The sequence below is a fragment of the Prauserella salsuginis genome, assembly GCF_024648885.1.
In the GTDB taxonomy this organism is placed as follows: domain Bacteria; phylum Actinomycetota; class Actinomycetes; order Mycobacteriales; family Pseudonocardiaceae; genus Prauserella; species Prauserella salsuginis.
This window is the reverse complement of the sequence record NZ_JANBBF010000011.1, coordinates 485974-499512: the sequence shown is the minus strand read 5'-3', so window position 1 is coordinate 499512 and position 13539 is coordinate 485974. Positions and strand designations below refer to the sequence as shown.

Below are 13539 nucleotides of genomic sequence, written 5' to 3'. Positions count from 1 at the left end.
CATGAGTACCGCGTTGATCGTCGTGGACGTACAGAACGACTTCTGCGAGGGCGGTGCGCTCGCCGTCGCGGGCGGCACGGCCGTCGCAGGCGCCGTGTCGGAACTGCTGCGCCGCGGCGAGTACGACTGCGTCGCGGCCACCCGCGACTTCCACATCGACCCGGGCGCGCATTTCAGTGACGAGCCGGATTTCGTGACCTCCTGGCCCCGGCACTGCGAGGCGGGCACGCCCGGTGCGAGCTTCCACCCCGCGCTCGACGTCGGCCCGATCCAAGCCGTGTTCTCGAAAGGCCAGTACAGCGACGGCTACTCGGGATTCGAGTCGGCCACCGACACCGGTGAGACGCTCGAGCACTGGTTGCGCTCGCGAGGGGTCACGGCCATCGACGTCGTGGGCATCGCGACGGACCACTGCGTCCGCGCCACGGCGCTCGACGCCGCGGGCGCCGGGTTCCCGGTACGCGTGCTGGCGGATCTGACCGCGGGCGTCGCGGTGGAGACGACCGAACGGGCGCTGACCGACTTCGTCGACGCCGATGTCGAGATCGTCGGCACTCCCCGGGTCGGCGCGTGAGCCCAGGCCTGGTGACGTTCGGCGAGGCGCTGGCGTCCTTCCGCACCTCGACGGGCAAACTCCGGCACGCGACATCCGTCGACGTCGGCATCGCCGGCACCGAGGCGACCGTGGCCGTGGGCGTGTCCCGGCTCGGTGCCCGCGCGGCGTGGGCGGGCCGGATCGGCGCCGACGAGCCCGGTGCGCTCGTGCTGACCCGGTTGCGCGAGGAAGGCGTCGACACGTCCGCGGCCGTCACGGACGCACATTCGCCCACCGGGCTGGTACTGCGGGATTTCCGCTCCCGTGATGCCAACCGGTCGGCCTTCTACCGAACCGGCAGTGCGGGCACCCGCATCGCGCCGGAGGACCTGCGCGAGGACCTCATCGCCGGCGCGGGCGTGCTGCACCTGTCGGGCGCAACGGCGGCGTTGTCGGAGACGGCCGACGACGCCACGTTCGCCGCGGCCGAGATCGCGGGCGAGGCGGGTGTGCCCGTGTCGCTGTCACTCGACCACCGGCCCGCGCTGTGGCATCCCGAGGACGCCCGCGACACGCTGCTGGACCTCGTCTCCCACGCCGACATCGTGTTCGCCCGCACCGACGAGGCCAGGCTGCTCGGGTTCGACGGTGACGCCGACTCCCTGGTCGCGGACCTGGCCGCACTCGGCCCGGACGACGTGATCGTGATGCAGGGCCCGCGCGGCGCGGTCGCCGAGATCGCGGGCGCCCGCTACGACGTGCCGTCCTACCCCGTGCACGAGGTCGATCCCGATGCCGCGGACGAGGCGTTCGTCGCGGGGTATCTCGCCGACCTGCTGGCAGGCGAACCCGCCGACCGGCGCGTCCGGACCGCCGCGGCGTGCCGGGCGGCCGCGATGACCGTGCCCGGCGGCGCCGACAGCCTGCCGGAACGCGGCGATCTGGTGGACCTGCCGCGCCAGCACCGGCTCGCGCGTCAGTCGCCGTAGGGGGCGCAGCGGGACGAGCCGACGCGGATGTCGCCGGTGACCGGGCCGCCTTCGGGGAACAGCTCGATCCGCATCGCCGACATGGCCAGGCTGCCGTCCGGCGGCTCGGGTGCGGTGAACTCGTTGAGCACGATGCGCGCCATCGGCGGGTCGTTCTCGGTCTCGCCGGGGATCAGCACCTCGTGGTTCGGCGGGATCTCCTCGGGAACGGAGAACCCGGTCACCCCGGAGAGCCACATCGACGAGGCGCTGCCGTTGTCGGTCGTGTGGCAGGACGCCGAGTAGGAGCGCACGCGGATCTTCGGGCCGCCGTACTGCTCCAGCACGGACGTGGCGAACCGATTCCCCGACACCTCAGCCTGCGCCCGACCCTCGGAGCGCTCGCAGGACGTCTCACCCCGGCCGTAGGCGGCCAGTTCGCCGTCCTCACCGACCGTGAGGCCCGGCGTGCTGCCGGAGGCCTCCCCGTCGACGTGGCATGCCGCGATCGGGCCGACGCGCACGTCGGTGCCGTCCTGCACCACGTCGACCATGCCGACCGTGCCGGTGGCCGTCGGCGCCCAGTCGTCGTGAGCCGTAACCGCCTGCGTCGCGGCATCGCCGGTGTCGGCCTCCCCTGTCGCGGCGCTTCCGGCCTTCAGGCCCTGGGTTTCAGTGGCCGCGCCCTCGCCGGACTGGGATCCGGTGTGCGCGGCGCCGCCGCGGTCGGCCTGGGCGGGGACTGCGAGCGCAGCGGTCAGCGCCAGTGAGGCGAGCCCCACCGCCGACAGTCGACCGGCCCGGCGTGCGGTGCGCATGCGTGTCATGTGTGACGTCCTCCCGAATCGTGACTGGCGCATCCCCGACATCGGCAGCCGCACACCCGAGCCTGACCCGGCCCGGCCCAGACCACCCGGCCGTGTGACCGCGCGGTCGTTCCCGACAGCGCGTGCCCGACAGCATCGGTCGCGCCGACCGTCGGTCTCCATCGGTAAGGTTGCGCTCCGTGCCCGCCGAGATCAGCACCCTGCAGAAGACCCGCGCGCTGCCCGGCGTCCGTGAGCTGCTCACCGACGCCGTCGAAGCGGTCGGCGGCACCGAGCGCGACGGACAGGTGCGCATGGCCGAGGCCGTCGCGCGGGCGATCCGCACCGGCGAACACCTCGCCGTGCAGGCGGGCACCGGCACGGGCAAGTCGCTGGCCTACCTCGTGCCCGCGATCAGGTACGCCGTCGAACAGCACACCACGGTCGTCGTGTCGACGGCGACGATCGCGTTGCAGAACCAGCTCGTCGACCGTGACCTCCCGCGGCTGGCGAAAGCACTGAAGAAGCCACTCGGGCGTGAACCGACGTTCGCGATCCTCAAGGGCAGGCGCAACTACCTGTGCATGCACCGCGTGCATTCCGGCGCCCCCGAGGAACCCGAGGACAGCGGCCTGTTCGACGCGTTCACCGTCTCGCGCATCGGCCGCGAGGTGAAACGGCTGCACGAGTGGTCCTCGGAGACCGAGACCGGCGACCGCACCGAGCTCGTGCCCGGGGTGTCGGAGCAGGCGTGGCGGCAGGTGTCGGTGAGTGCCCGCGAATGCCTCGGGGCCGCGCGCTGCCCCGTCGGCGACGACTGCTTCGCCGAGAAGGCGCGCGCCGACGCGGGGCGGGTCGACGTCGTCGTGACCAACCACGCGCTGCTGGCCATCGACGCGCTCCAGGAGCAGCGGGTGCTGCCCGAACACGACCTCGTCGTCATCGACGAGGCACACGAGCTGGTCGACCGGGTCACGTCGGCGGCCACGGCCGAGCTGACCGCGTCGGCCGTCTCGGCGGCCACGCGGCGCTGCGGCCGCATCATCGACGCCGACACCTCCGACCGGCTCCTCGAAGCCGGCGAGGGCCTGGCACTCGTGCTCGACGACCTGCCCGCGGGACGGCTCGACACGCTGCCGCAGGCGCTGGGCGGCGCGGTCACCGTGGTGCGCGACGCCGCGCACGCGTGCCTGACGGCACTGGGCAGCGAGAGGAAGGAGGACGTCGAGGAGGCCACGGCGCGCAAACTGGCACGGTCGGCCGTCGAGGAGATCCACGACACCGCCGTGCGGCTGGTCGACGCGTTCGACGCCGACCAGGCGAACCGGCCCGACGTCGTGTGGATCTCCAACGACACGTACTCCTCGTCGCCGCGGCCGCCGTCGCTGCACGTCGCACCGCTTGCCGTGGGAGGACTGCTGCGCGAGCGCGTGTTCGCCCGCTCGACGACCGTGCTGACGTCGGCGACCCTCGCGCTCGGCGGCCGGTTCGACACGCTCGCCCGCCAGTGGGGGCTGCCCCCGGAACCGACGCCCGTACCCGTCGACGACGGCACCGCCACCGACAAGCCCGCCCCTGCCGACGATGCCGACGACGGCCTCCGGTGGAGCGGACTGGACGTCGGTTCGCCGTTCGACTACGGCCGCAACGGCATCCTGTACGTCGCCAAGCACCTCCCGCCGCCGGGCCGCGACGGCCTCGGCGACGCCACGCTCGACGAGATCGCCGCGCTCGTCGAGGCCGCGGGCGGGCGGACGCTGGGCTTGTTCTCGTCGATGCGCGCCGCCAAACGGGCCGCGGAGGAGCTCCGCGAACGCCTCCCTTACGAGATCCTGTGCCAGGGCGACGACTCGACGTCGACCCTCGTGGCGCAGTTCGCCGAGGAGCCGCGGACGTGCCTGCTCGGGACGTTGTCGCTGTGGCAGGGCGTCGACGTGCCAGGGCCGTCGCTGCAGCTGGTGATCGTCGACCGACTGCCGTTCCCCCGGCCCGACGACCCGGTGGCCTCGGCCAGGCAGCGCGCGATCGAGGCCAAGGGCGGCAACGGATTCCTCACGGTCGCGGCCACGCACGCGGCGCTGCTGCTCGCCCAGGGCGCGGGCCGGCTGCACCGGTCGTCCAACGACCGCGGCGTCGTCGCCGTGCTCGACTCGCGGCTCGCGACCGCGCGCTACGGCGGCTTTCTGCGCGCCTCGATTCCGCCGTTCTGGCCAACGCAGGATCCCGCCGTTGCGCGTGACGCGCTCACGCGGCTCGACGCCGCCGCCCCGGGAAGGTCCAGCACGTCCACCGCGTTACGGTGAACGCCACCCCCGAGCCCAAGGGAGAGTTCGTGTCCCCCGATTCCTCCACCGCCCATTCCCGCGCCGTCAGTGTCGACGACACCGGTGTCCGGCGGCAGCTCGCCGACGGCTCCGAGGAGCGGGTCGACTGGGACGACCTCGCAGCCGTGGTCGTCCGTGTGATCCCCGAGGGACTGTCGGACGAGGACGTCTTCCTGATGCTCGCGGCGGCCGACGGCACCGGCACCGCCGTGCCGAGCGGTGACCCGGCCGCGGATGCGCTCATCGAGCGGTTGCAGACGCTGCCCGGGTTCGACCACGAGACCTTCGTCGAGGCGATGACCACCGACGCCGACCAGGCTTACGTCGTGTGGAAAGCGGGCGAGAACTCGGCCTGAGCCGTCCCGTCACCCTGGCGCGAGGGCACGGACGACGGCGTCGACGCCGCTGCCCTCGGCCGCGCGCCTGCGCTGCTCGGCCACCTCGATACGCCAGCCGCCGAGAGCGTCGAGCGCGGCGGTCGTCTCGTCGACCGACACCTGGACCTGTCCGGCCGCCGGGGTGTCGGCACCGGTCTCCGGATCCACCGGGCGGTGGCCGACCAGCAGCAGGGTGCCGCCGGGCGCGACGCCGCCGGCGAGCCGCGTGACGAACTCGCCCACCGAACCGTCGATGTGCACGTACAGGCTCGTCACGAGGTCGTACCGGCCCGGCGGCGGGCTCCACGTCCCGAGGTCGGCTTCCTCCCAGTTGATCCGCTCCGCGACGTCGGCGCCCAACCCGGCCGCCATCGCCCGACCTGCGTCGAGCGCAGTCGGCGAGAAGTCGACGGCCGTGACCCGCCATCCTGTCGACGCCAGCCACACGGCCTCGCCGCCGTGGCCGCAGCCCGCGTCCAGCGCGGCCCCAGGGCGCAGGTCGCCTGCCTCGGCGAGCAGGTGCGCGTTGGGCGGGCGACGCGCGATCGCATCCGGATGTTCCCGCACCACCTGATCCCAGCGCCGCTCCCAGAAGTCGCGGTCGAACGTCCCGTCCATCGCCGCCGATCACCTCCGGTTCGCACCCTGCCACGGCGGCTGCCACCACGGCGAGTTCCGTTGCCGAACCGGCAACAGGGCCGTGACGGACGCGTCGGCCAGCGGCCGGCCGGAGACGCCCGGCGTCGAGCGACGCGGCCCCGGAGGCTGGGCGGGCGGGGTTGATCCCGAAAGGTGGGTGTCGGGTCAGAGACCTCGCCGGGTGGCGAGCACGGTGATCGTGCCCGGGGCGATCTCGGTGAAGCCCGCATCGCGCACGGCGATCACGCCGCGGTCCCGCCACGTCTCGGCCGGATCCCCCGGGGCGAGTTCGGCCCACTGGGCCGGCGTGGCTGTGCGAACGGCACAGCGGAAGCCGCCGTCCCGCCAGCGTTCGCGTTCCGCGTCGCCGAGCACGGCAGCCAACAGCATCGTGGCGTGCCCGACCTGGGCGGCCGCCTTGCCGGCGGTCATCGGAACGTCCGGGTTCAACAGCAGCAGCGGGCGGTCGTCGGGCGCAGGGCCGGGTTCGTCGGCGGGCAGGTCCGTGCCGGACACCTGCAGCCGCGAGACTTCCTTGGGCACGCCCGTGACGCGTCCGGGCAGCAGCGCTCGTACCTGTGCGCCGTCGACGTCGGTCGTGATGCCGGGCAACTGCTGCACCGCGTCCCAGTGCGCGCCCCTGGCCCGGCGCGAGACCTTGCGGATGTGGCCGGCCAGCCAGTCGCGCATCGGTTCGTGCCACGGGCCACCGGGTGCGCACCGCTCGTCGAGGCACACGGCCAGCGCGGCGCACGCCGCCGCCTCCAGCAGCGGCGTGCGCGCGGGAGGGGACGCCTTCTCCATGCGGAGGATCACCGGCATGGCCCGCACCTCGGCGGGGTCGGTCTCGACGACGGCCGTGTCGGCCGCGGGCAGGTCGAGCCAGGACGCGTAGCGCGCCGCGAGTGGGGCGAGCAGCCCGGTCACGGCCGAGCGAGCGCGAGGCCGTCGGCCGCGTCGGCGGCCTCGACCTCGGTGCGCGTCACGCCGAGCATGAACAGGATCGCGTCCAGGTACGGGTACGACAGTGCTGCGTCGGCGACCTCACGCAGCGCGGGCTTGGCGTTGAACGCGATCCCCATGCCCGCGGCGGACAGCATGTCGATGTCGTTCGCACCGTCACCGACGGCGACGCACTGCTGGACGGGGATGCCGAACTCGTCGGCGAACCGGTTCAGCGCCTTCGCCTTGCCCGGACGGTCGACGATCTCGCCGACGACCCGGCCGGTGAGCTTGCCGTCGACGACCTCGAGCTCGTTCGCCGCAGCGAAGTCCAGCCCCAGGTCGTCCACGAGACGGTCGATGATCCGCATGAAACCGCCGGACACGACGCCGCACTGGAAACCGAGGCGCTTGAGCGTGCGGATCGTGGTGCGGGCACCCGGGGTGAGCTCGATCGCGTCGGCCACCTCGTCCATCGCCGTCTCCGGCAGCCCTTCGAGCAGGGCCACACGACGTTCGAGCGACTCGGTGAAGTTGATCTCACCGCGCATCGCGGCCTCGGTGATCTCCCGCACCTGCGGCTCGACCCCGACGTGCGCGGCGAGCATCTCGATGACCTCGCCCTGGATGAGGGTGGAGTCGACGTCGAACACGACGAGCCGCTTCGCCCGCCGCGACAGCCCGGAGCGCTGGATGGACACGTCCAGCCCGCCGCGGTTGGCGAAGTCGGCGAGGATCGAGCGCAGCTCGGCGTCCGCCTCCGGGGTGTCCTTCTCGACCGACAGCTCGACCTCGAGGCCCGTCACCGGGTAGTCGGCGATGCTCCGGATGGCGTCGATGTTGGCGTGGACGGAGGCGAGCTTGCCCGCGACCGCGTAGATCGACTGCGCCGTGAGCGGGCGGCCGAGCAGCGTCAGGACGTGTGTCGAATCCTGCCTGCCTTGCGCGAACGGCTCGGTGCCGATCTCGTCACCGATCTTGACGTCGACCGACATCGCGACCGTCGCCATGGCCTGTTCGACGGCTTCCTGGAGGGCTTCCGGATCGCTGTCGACAGCGACCAGCACCCCCAGTACCAATCGTCCGCGGATGACCACCTGCTCGACGTCGTGGACTTCGACGCCGTGTGCGGTGAGAGCGGCGAACAGGACGGACGATACGCCCGGCTTGTCCGGTCCGGTCGCGGTGATCAGGACTGGGGTGCTGGTAATACTCACTGTTCGCTCGCGTTGTCCTTATCGTGGTCGCCCGGCATGACCGTCCTGGTGGCGACCTGGGACGGCGCCTCCTTGGCATGCGGGTTGTCGATCTGCCTGCCGGTGAACGAGATGTGGCCCTCGGAGTGGAGCCGCTCGATCATGTGCGGGTAGTGCAGCTCGAACGCCGGCCGCTCGGAACGGATCCGCGGCAGCTCGGTGAAGTTGTGCCGCGGCGGCGGGCAGGACGTCGCCCACTCCAGCGAGTTGCCGTAGCCCCACGGGTCGTCCACATCGACGAGCTCACCGAACCGGTAGCTCTTGAAGACGTTCCAGATGAACGGCAGCGTCGAGGCACCGAGCACGTAGGCACCGATCGTAGAGATCGAGTTGAGTGTGGTGAAGCCGTCCGAGGCGAGATAGTCGGCGTACCGGCGCGGCATGCCCTCGGCACCCAGCCAGTGCTGGACGAGGAACGTGCCGTGGAAGCCGAGGAACGTCAGCCAGAAGTGCAGCTTGGCCAGCTTCTCGTCCATCATCCGGCCGGTCATCTTCGGGAACCAGAAGTAGATGCCGGCGAATGTGGCGAACACGATGGTGCCGTAGAGCACATAGTGGAAGTGCGCGACGACGAAGTAGCTGTCCGACACGTGGAAGTCGATGGCGGGCGCCGCCAGCAGGACACCGGTCAGACCGCCGAAGAGGAACGTGACGAGGAAGCCGACGGAGAACAGCATCGGCGACTCGAACGTGATGCGGCCCTTCCACATCGTGCCGATCCAGTTGAAGAACTTCACACCGGTCGGCACCGCGATCAGGAAGGTCATGAAGGCGAAGAACGGCAGCAGCACCGAACCCGTCGCGTACATGTGGTGCGCCCACACGGCCACCGACAGGGCGGCGATCGCCAGGGTCGCCAGCACGAGGCCCTTGTAGCCGAAGATCGGCTTACGGCTGAACACCGGGAAGATCTCGGAGACGATGCCGAAGAACGGCAGCGCGACGATGTACACCTCGGGGTGGCCGAAGAACCAGAACAGGTGCTGCCACAGGATCACACCGCCGTTGGCGGGGTCGAACACGTGCGCACCGATCGCGCGGTCGGCCAGCAGGCCCATCAGCGCGGCGGTCAGGATCGGGAACGCGATCAGCACCAGGATGCTGGTGACCAGGATGTTCCAGGTGAAGATCGGCATCCGCCACATCGTCATGCCCGGGGCACGCAGGCAGACGACCGTGGTGATCATGTTGACCGCACCGAGGATCGTGCCCAGACCACTGACGACCAGGCCGGAGATCCAGAGGTCGGCACCCACGCCCGGCGAGTGGATCGCGTCGGACAGCGGGGTGTAGGCGAACCAGCCGAAGTCGGCGGCGCCGCCCGGGGTCATGAAGCCCGCGAGCGCGATCAGACCGCCGAACGTGAACAGCCAGTACGAGAAGGCGTTCAGCCGCGGGAACGCGACGTCGGGCGAGCCGATCTGCAGCGGCAGGATGAAGTTCGCGAAGCCGAACACGATCGGCGTCGCGTAGAACAGCAGCATCACCGTGCCGTGCATGGTGAACAGCTGGTTGTACTGCTCCTGAGACAGGAACTGCTGACCCGGCTGAGCAAGCTCGGTACGGATCAGCATCGCCATCGCTCCGCCGATCATGAAGAAGGCGAAGCAGGTGACGATGTACATGATGCCGATCTGCTTGTGATCCGTCGTCCGGAACATACTCAGCAGGTACGAACCCTTTGCCGACTTCTGCGCCGGGTATGGGCGCTTCGCGATCGGCTGGGGGGCTACGGCCGTCACTCCTGCCTCCTGCACTTCGAACCCCGATCCTTGCTGCGCCACGGGCGGGGACCCACGTTGGCTACGACAGATCGTAGCCGTCGCGAGTTTCGATGGTTCCCGCGGCTGCGAACATCACGTCATGAGTGCCCGATCGGTGCCCCCTCGACTTGCCGCCGTCCTGGACACGGCCCGCCGGTTCGGGGTGCGCACCGACGAGCCGGAGATACTCGCCTCGGGATCGAATCTCCTGGTCAGACTGGGTGACGTGGTCGCACGGACGCCCGGTGCGACGGCGTCACTGCGGTCCGATCCTGGTGCGGCACTCGCCAGGGAGGTCCGGCTCGCCGGGTTCCTCGCGCGGGCCGGTGCGCCCGTGGTGCCACCGTCGTCGGACCCGCCGCCGGGCCCGCACGGCGCGGGTGGGGATGCGGTGACGTTCTGGCGTTATGTCCGTCACGATCGGTCGGCGGTACCGGCGCCCGCCGAGGTGGCCTACACCCTCGAGCAGGTCCATGCGGCAGCCCGCGGTTACCCCGGTGACCTGCCGTCCGACGGCCCCGTGGCCGAGGCGCGGCAGCTGCTGCACCTCCTGGGCGACGACGTACCGGACGGTCTGCGGACCGACCTCGACCGGCTCGCGCGTGCAGCGGCGGAAGCGCCGGGGCGGAATCAGGCACTTCACGGTCAGGCGCTCCACGGCGATGCGCACCCCGGCAACCTGCTCACCACACCACGGGGCCTGCTGTGGACCGACTTCGAGGACACCTGGTTCGGCCCGGTCGCGTGGGATCTGGCCGTACTGCGGCGGACGAGTCTGCTCGACGGCGCCGCCGCGGTGGCCGCCTACCCGGACGCCCCCGACTCCGACGCGCTGGCGCCGTTCATCGCGCTGCGCAGGTTGTACGGCGTCTGCTGGCGGATGCTGCTGGCGCGCGGCTCGCCCACCGGCAGTCAGGAGCGGCGGCGGGCACGCGAGGCGCTCGCCGCGTACCTCACCCCGCCGGATACCAGTCGGTGATCGCCTTGGCCACGGCCTCGGGCGCCTCGAGCGGTGTGAGGTGACCGGCCTCCGGGATCGTTTCGAGTCGCGCGGCGGGCAGCACGTCGGCCATCGCCCTGGCGGCGTCCGGCGGCGTGAGCCCGTCCCGCTCCCCCACGAGCACCAGCGCGGGGACGTCCGCGGCGCGGAGGGTGTCGGTGGAGTCCGGCCGCGCGGCCATGGCGCGCTGGGCCCAGGCGACTCCCGAGGGCTGCTGCGAGTCGACGAGTTCGCGGACGAGCGCCTCGACCTCGGGCTGCCGCTCGCGAGTGGAGTCGGACAGCAGTGCGGGCACCGTCGCGTCGGCGAGCCAGCCCGTGATGCCCTCGGCTTCGGCCCGGTCCGCGACCGACAACCGGTTCGCGCGCGCCTCATCGGTGTCGGCCTCGGCCTTCGTGTCGATGAGCACGAGCCCGCCGACCCGCTCGGGTGCCGCCCGCAGCACAGCCATGGTCAGGTACCCGCCCATCGAGCAGCCGCCGAGCACCACCCGGTCGATCTCGAGCCGGTCGAGCAGCGCCACGACATCGCGGGCCGCGTCGTCGAGATTCGGCTCCCGGTCCGGCTGGCCGGCGCTCCCCGAGGCGACCGCGCCGGAGACGGCTCCGTTCGAAGCGGTCGTGGCCGAGGCGGGCGAGTCGCCGTTCGAGGTCGGGGCGTCCGGGAAGGGACTGCGGCCCATACCGCGCTGATCGGGCGTGATCACGCGGGTGCGGGCCGACAACTGGCCGCGGACGGCGTTCCACATCCGCGCGTCGAGCGGGTACGCGTGCAGGAGTACGAGGGGAAGGTCCGCCATGGCGGCGATTGTTCCCGATCACCCGCCACCTCGGCGAGGCGGCGATCGCTCGGCGCGTCCGGTCGTCGGCGGGACGTGCTCAGCGACGGCGGGTCGGGCTCAGCGGCGGTCGGGCTCAGCGGCGGCGGGTCGGGCCGCGGCGACCGCGCGCCTGCCAACAGCCGTTGTGCCAGTGCCTGCGATCGACCACCGAACCAGTCTCATCGGCGGGCCACGCCACGACGTGCGGGACGCCGGGCCGGATCTCGTGATCACACCCCGGGCAGCGGTACATCTTCGTCGCCTGCGCGCCCGGCACGGTGCGCACGAGCCAGTCACCGTCCTCGGCGGACTCGGATCGCGCCCACCCGCTCACGGCGGGACGCGGACGCTCGTCCCGCGATCGGCGATGACGTCGAGGCATTCATCCACGGTACCGAAGCCCGCAGCACATCCCTCGCGTGTTCTGCATCCAGCACCGCGTGTTCCGCATCCAGCACCGCGTGTTCTGCATCCGGCCCGCCGGGGCAACGCAGAAATCCGAACACTGGACCGCTCGGTAGACCCGCGCTCTGTCATCAGCAAGCGTCCAGCGCTCGGTCTATGAACGAGTTCCCGGCGGTGGACCTCTCAGCAAGCCTTCCGGCGCTGGGCCTGTGAGCAAGCCTCCCGGCGCTGGGTTCTCAGCAAGCTTTCCGGCGCTGGGCCAATGGGCCAGACGGTCCGGCGCCGCGCCGGTCACGCCTTCCGGCGCATGGCGATGTGGGGAATGCCGTCCTCGTCGAACTCCTCACCCTCGGGTTCGTAGCCGAACCGCGCGTAGAAGCCCTGCGCGTAGGTCTGGGCGTTGAGCACCGACTCCACATCGCCGATGTACTGGACCGCCGCGTCCATGAGCCGCGCACCGAGGCCGGTGCCCCGCGCGGACGGGGCCGTCACCACCCGGCCGACTCGGGCGACGCCGCCCGGTTCGGCCAGCACCCGCAGGCAACCGGCGGCTCCCGCGTCGCCGGGCGCCCACAGATGCCATGTCGTCGGCAGTAGATCCAGGCCGTCGATCTCGCCGTAGGGGCAGTTCTGCTCCACGACGAACACGTCCACGCGTAGCCGGAGCAGGTCGTACAGTTCGGCGGCCGTCAGATCCGGGCCGCGGCGAGCCACCAGGTCGGTCACCCGACCAGTGTGACACGGCCGTGCCAAAACCCACGCCGGCACCGCGGAGCTCCGCAGTGCCGGCCCGGCGACGGTCAGGAGTCGACGCCCTGACCCCCGAGCTGCGGTTCGAACGTCGAGACACGGGTGTAGACCCCCGGCTTACCCGGCCTGGCGCAGCCCTCGCCCCACGACACCACGCCGATGAGCGTGTCGCCGACCATCAGCGGACCGCCCGAATCGCCCTGACAGGCGTCCGTGCCGCCGTCCGGATAACCGGCGCAGACCATCGACTCAGGGTCGTACTCGTCGTAGGCCTGCGAGCACGTGTCGTCGGCGACGACGGGAACGTCGGCCGAACGCAGGGTGTGCGACCGCTCGCCCGATTCGTCCACCCTGCCCCAGCCGAGGACGGTCGCCTCGGTGCCGGCGCTGTACTTCTCCGAGTCGGAGGAGTCGGCGACCTTCGCGGTGCGGTACGGCACGGTGCGGTCGAGCGAGAGCACGGCGATGTCTCCGCCCGACACGGGGTTCTGATAGCTCGGCTCGATCCACACGTCGCGGACACCGGCTTCGATGCCACGGTCGGTGCGTGTGTCCTGCCTACCCGCGACGACGCCGAGCTCGTCGGCTGGCAGTGCGTCGGCGCAGTGTGCCGCGGTGACGACCTTCCGTGACGACGTGAGCGTACCGCCGCAGAACTGCCTACCGTCGTCGTCGACGAGGTACACGGCGTAGGAGTGGTCGGTCACGGACGTCTCCTCGCCGCCCACGACGTACGGTTCCGCGGCGCTCGCCGTCGCCGGCACCAGCGCGGCGCTCGTCAGGGCCGTCAGCGCGAGCGCGGCGAGCACGGACGAGCTGCGGCGGGCCGGACGGACACCGCCGGAACGCGGCGATGCGGGCATCACGGGCATAGCGGTCCCCTCGTAGGTCTGCTGATCGAGTCCGGCCCAGGCTACGGCCCACATGCCCGAATCCGGGGTCGCTGGATCGGGT

14 protein-coding genes are annotated in these 13539 nt (G+C 71.6%); 5 read left to right on the top strand and 9 right to left on the bottom strand.

Annotation, left to right across the window (positions count from 1 at the left end):
- Position 1 precedes the first annotated feature (1 nt).
- Both LY40_RS17170 and LY40_RS17165 read left to right on the top strand, forming a co-directional pair.
- Positions 2-574: a nicotinamidase gene (locus LY40_RS17170; protein ID WP_183778313.1), complete on the top strand. Its 573-nt coding sequence runs from the start codon at positions 2-4 to the stop codon at positions 572-574.
- Entirely contained in the window at positions 571-1524 is a 954-nt protein-coding gene (locus LY40_RS17165) for a sugar kinase (protein ID WP_183778315.1), read from the top strand. Before LY40_RS17170 ends, LY40_RS17165 begins: the two co-directional genes overlap by 4 nt.
- Here the strand turns inward: LY40_RS17165 and LY40_RS17160 are convergent.
- Positions 1512-2330 (bottom strand): hypothetical protein, encoded by an 819-nt coding sequence (locus LY40_RS17160; protein ID WP_183778317.1) that lies wholly within the window; start codon positions 2328-2330, stop codon positions 1512-1514. The genes LY40_RS17165 and LY40_RS17160 overlap by 13 nt on opposite strands.
- 179 nt (positions 2331-2509) lie before the next feature.
- On the opposite strand from LY40_RS17160, the gene LY40_RS17155 reads away from it, so the two are divergent.
- Together LY40_RS17155 and LY40_RS17150 are read left to right on the top strand one after the other, a co-directional pair.
- The gene (locus LY40_RS17155) at positions 2510-4612 is read left to right on the top strand and encodes an ATP-dependent DNA helicase (RefSeq protein ID WP_372497687.1); all 2103 of its coding nucleotides are present in this window, start codon (positions 2510-2512) and stop codon (positions 4610-4612) included.
- 29 nt (positions 4613-4641) lie between these two features.
- A complete protein-coding gene (locus tag LY40_RS17150; RefSeq protein WP_258937428.1) occupies positions 4642-4989 on the top strand; it encodes a hypothetical protein in 348 nt (115 codons plus the stop codon).
- 9 nt (positions 4990-4998) lie between these two features.
- Here the strand turns inward: LY40_RS17150 and LY40_RS17145 are convergent, their stop codons facing one another.
- From LY40_RS17145 to ctaD, 4 genes are all read right to left on the bottom strand, one after another.
- The gene (locus LY40_RS17145; RefSeq protein WP_258937427.1) at positions 4999-5628 is read right to left on the bottom strand and encodes a class I SAM-dependent methyltransferase; all 630 of its coding nucleotides are present in this window, start codon (positions 5626-5628) and stop codon (positions 4999-5001) included.
- 186 nt (positions 5629-5814) lie between these two features.
- A complete protein-coding gene (locus LY40_RS17140; RefSeq protein WP_258937426.1) occupies positions 5815-6576 on the bottom strand; it encodes an aminoacyl-tRNA hydrolase in 762 nt (253 codons plus the stop codon).
- Positions 6573-7802, bottom strand: coding sequence for a phosphoserine phosphatase SerB (gene serB, locus LY40_RS17135; protein ID WP_183784779.1), 1230 nt, complete (start codon positions 7800-7802; stop codon positions 6573-6575). Before serB ends, LY40_RS17140 begins: the two co-directional genes overlap by 4 nt.
- Before the next feature lie 2 nt (positions 7803-7804).
- Entirely contained in the window at positions 7805-9589 is a 1785-nt protein-coding gene (ctaD, locus tag LY40_RS17130; protein WP_183778326.1) for an aa3-type cytochrome oxidase subunit I, read from the bottom strand.
- 121 nt (positions 9590-9710) lie between these two features.
- Here ctaD and LY40_RS17125 point away from each other — a divergent pair, with 121 nt between their 5' ends.
- Entirely contained in the window at positions 9711-10589 is an 879-nt protein-coding gene (locus LY40_RS17125) for a phosphotransferase (protein WP_183778327.1), read from the top strand.
- Here LY40_RS17125 and LY40_RS17120 read toward each other — a convergent pair.
- The 4 genes from LY40_RS17120 to LY40_RS17105 form a co-directional block, all read right to left on the bottom strand.
- On the bottom strand, positions 10564-11409 hold the full coding sequence (locus tag LY40_RS17120; RefSeq protein ID WP_258937425.1) for an alpha/beta fold hydrolase: 846 nt from the start codon (positions 11407-11409) through the stop codon (positions 10564-10566). The two genes, LY40_RS17125 and LY40_RS17120, sit on opposite strands and share 26 nt — an antisense overlap.
- Positions 11410-11524: 115 nt before the next feature.
- Positions 11525-11812: an Rv1322 family protein gene (locus LY40_RS17115; RefSeq protein ID WP_183778331.1), complete on the bottom strand. Its 288-nt coding sequence runs from the start codon at positions 11810-11812 to the stop codon at positions 11525-11527.
- Positions 11813-12126: 314 nt separating this feature from the next.
- Entirely contained in the window at positions 12127-12561 is a 435-nt protein-coding gene (locus LY40_RS17110; protein WP_183778332.1) for a GNAT family N-acetyltransferase, read from the bottom strand.
- A gap of 74 nt (positions 12562-12635) precedes the next feature.
- Positions 12636-13448 (bottom strand): S1 family peptidase, encoded by an 813-nt coding sequence (locus tag LY40_RS17105; protein WP_183784781.1) that lies wholly within the window; start codon positions 13446-13448, stop codon positions 12636-12638.
- Positions 13449-13539: the final 91 nt, after the last annotated feature.

What these genes read in the sequence shown, in the direction of transcription:
- LY40_RS17145 (WP_258937427.1), bottom strand. Translation starts at nt 5,628, where the DNA reads ATGGACGGGACGTTCGACCGCGACTTCTGGGAGCGGCGCTGGGATCAG.
- LY40_RS17115 (WP_183778331.1), bottom strand. Translation starts at nt 11,812, where the DNA reads ATGCCTCGACGTCATCGCCGATCGCGGGACGAGCGTCCGCGTCCCGCC.
- LY40_RS17125 (WP_183778327.1), top strand. Translation starts at nt 9,711, where the DNA reads ATGAGTGCCCGATCGGTGCCCCCTCGACTTGCCGCCGTCCTGGACACG.
- LY40_RS17160 (WP_183778317.1), bottom strand. Translation starts at nt 2,330, where the DNA reads ATGACACGCATGCGCACCGCACGCCGGGCCGGTCGACTGTCGGCGGTG.
- LY40_RS17105 (WP_183784781.1), bottom strand. Translation starts at nt 13,448, where the DNA reads ATGCCCGCATCGCCGCGTTCCGGCGGTGTCCGTCCGGCCCGCCGCAGC.
- LY40_RS17170 (WP_183778313.1), top strand. Translation starts at nt 2, where the DNA reads ATGAGTACCGCGTTGATCGTCGTGGACGTACAGAACGACTTCTGCGAG.
- LY40_RS17120 (WP_258937425.1), bottom strand. Translation starts at nt 11,409, where the DNA reads ATGGCGGACCTTCCCCTCGTACTCCTGCACGCGTACCCGCTCGACGCG.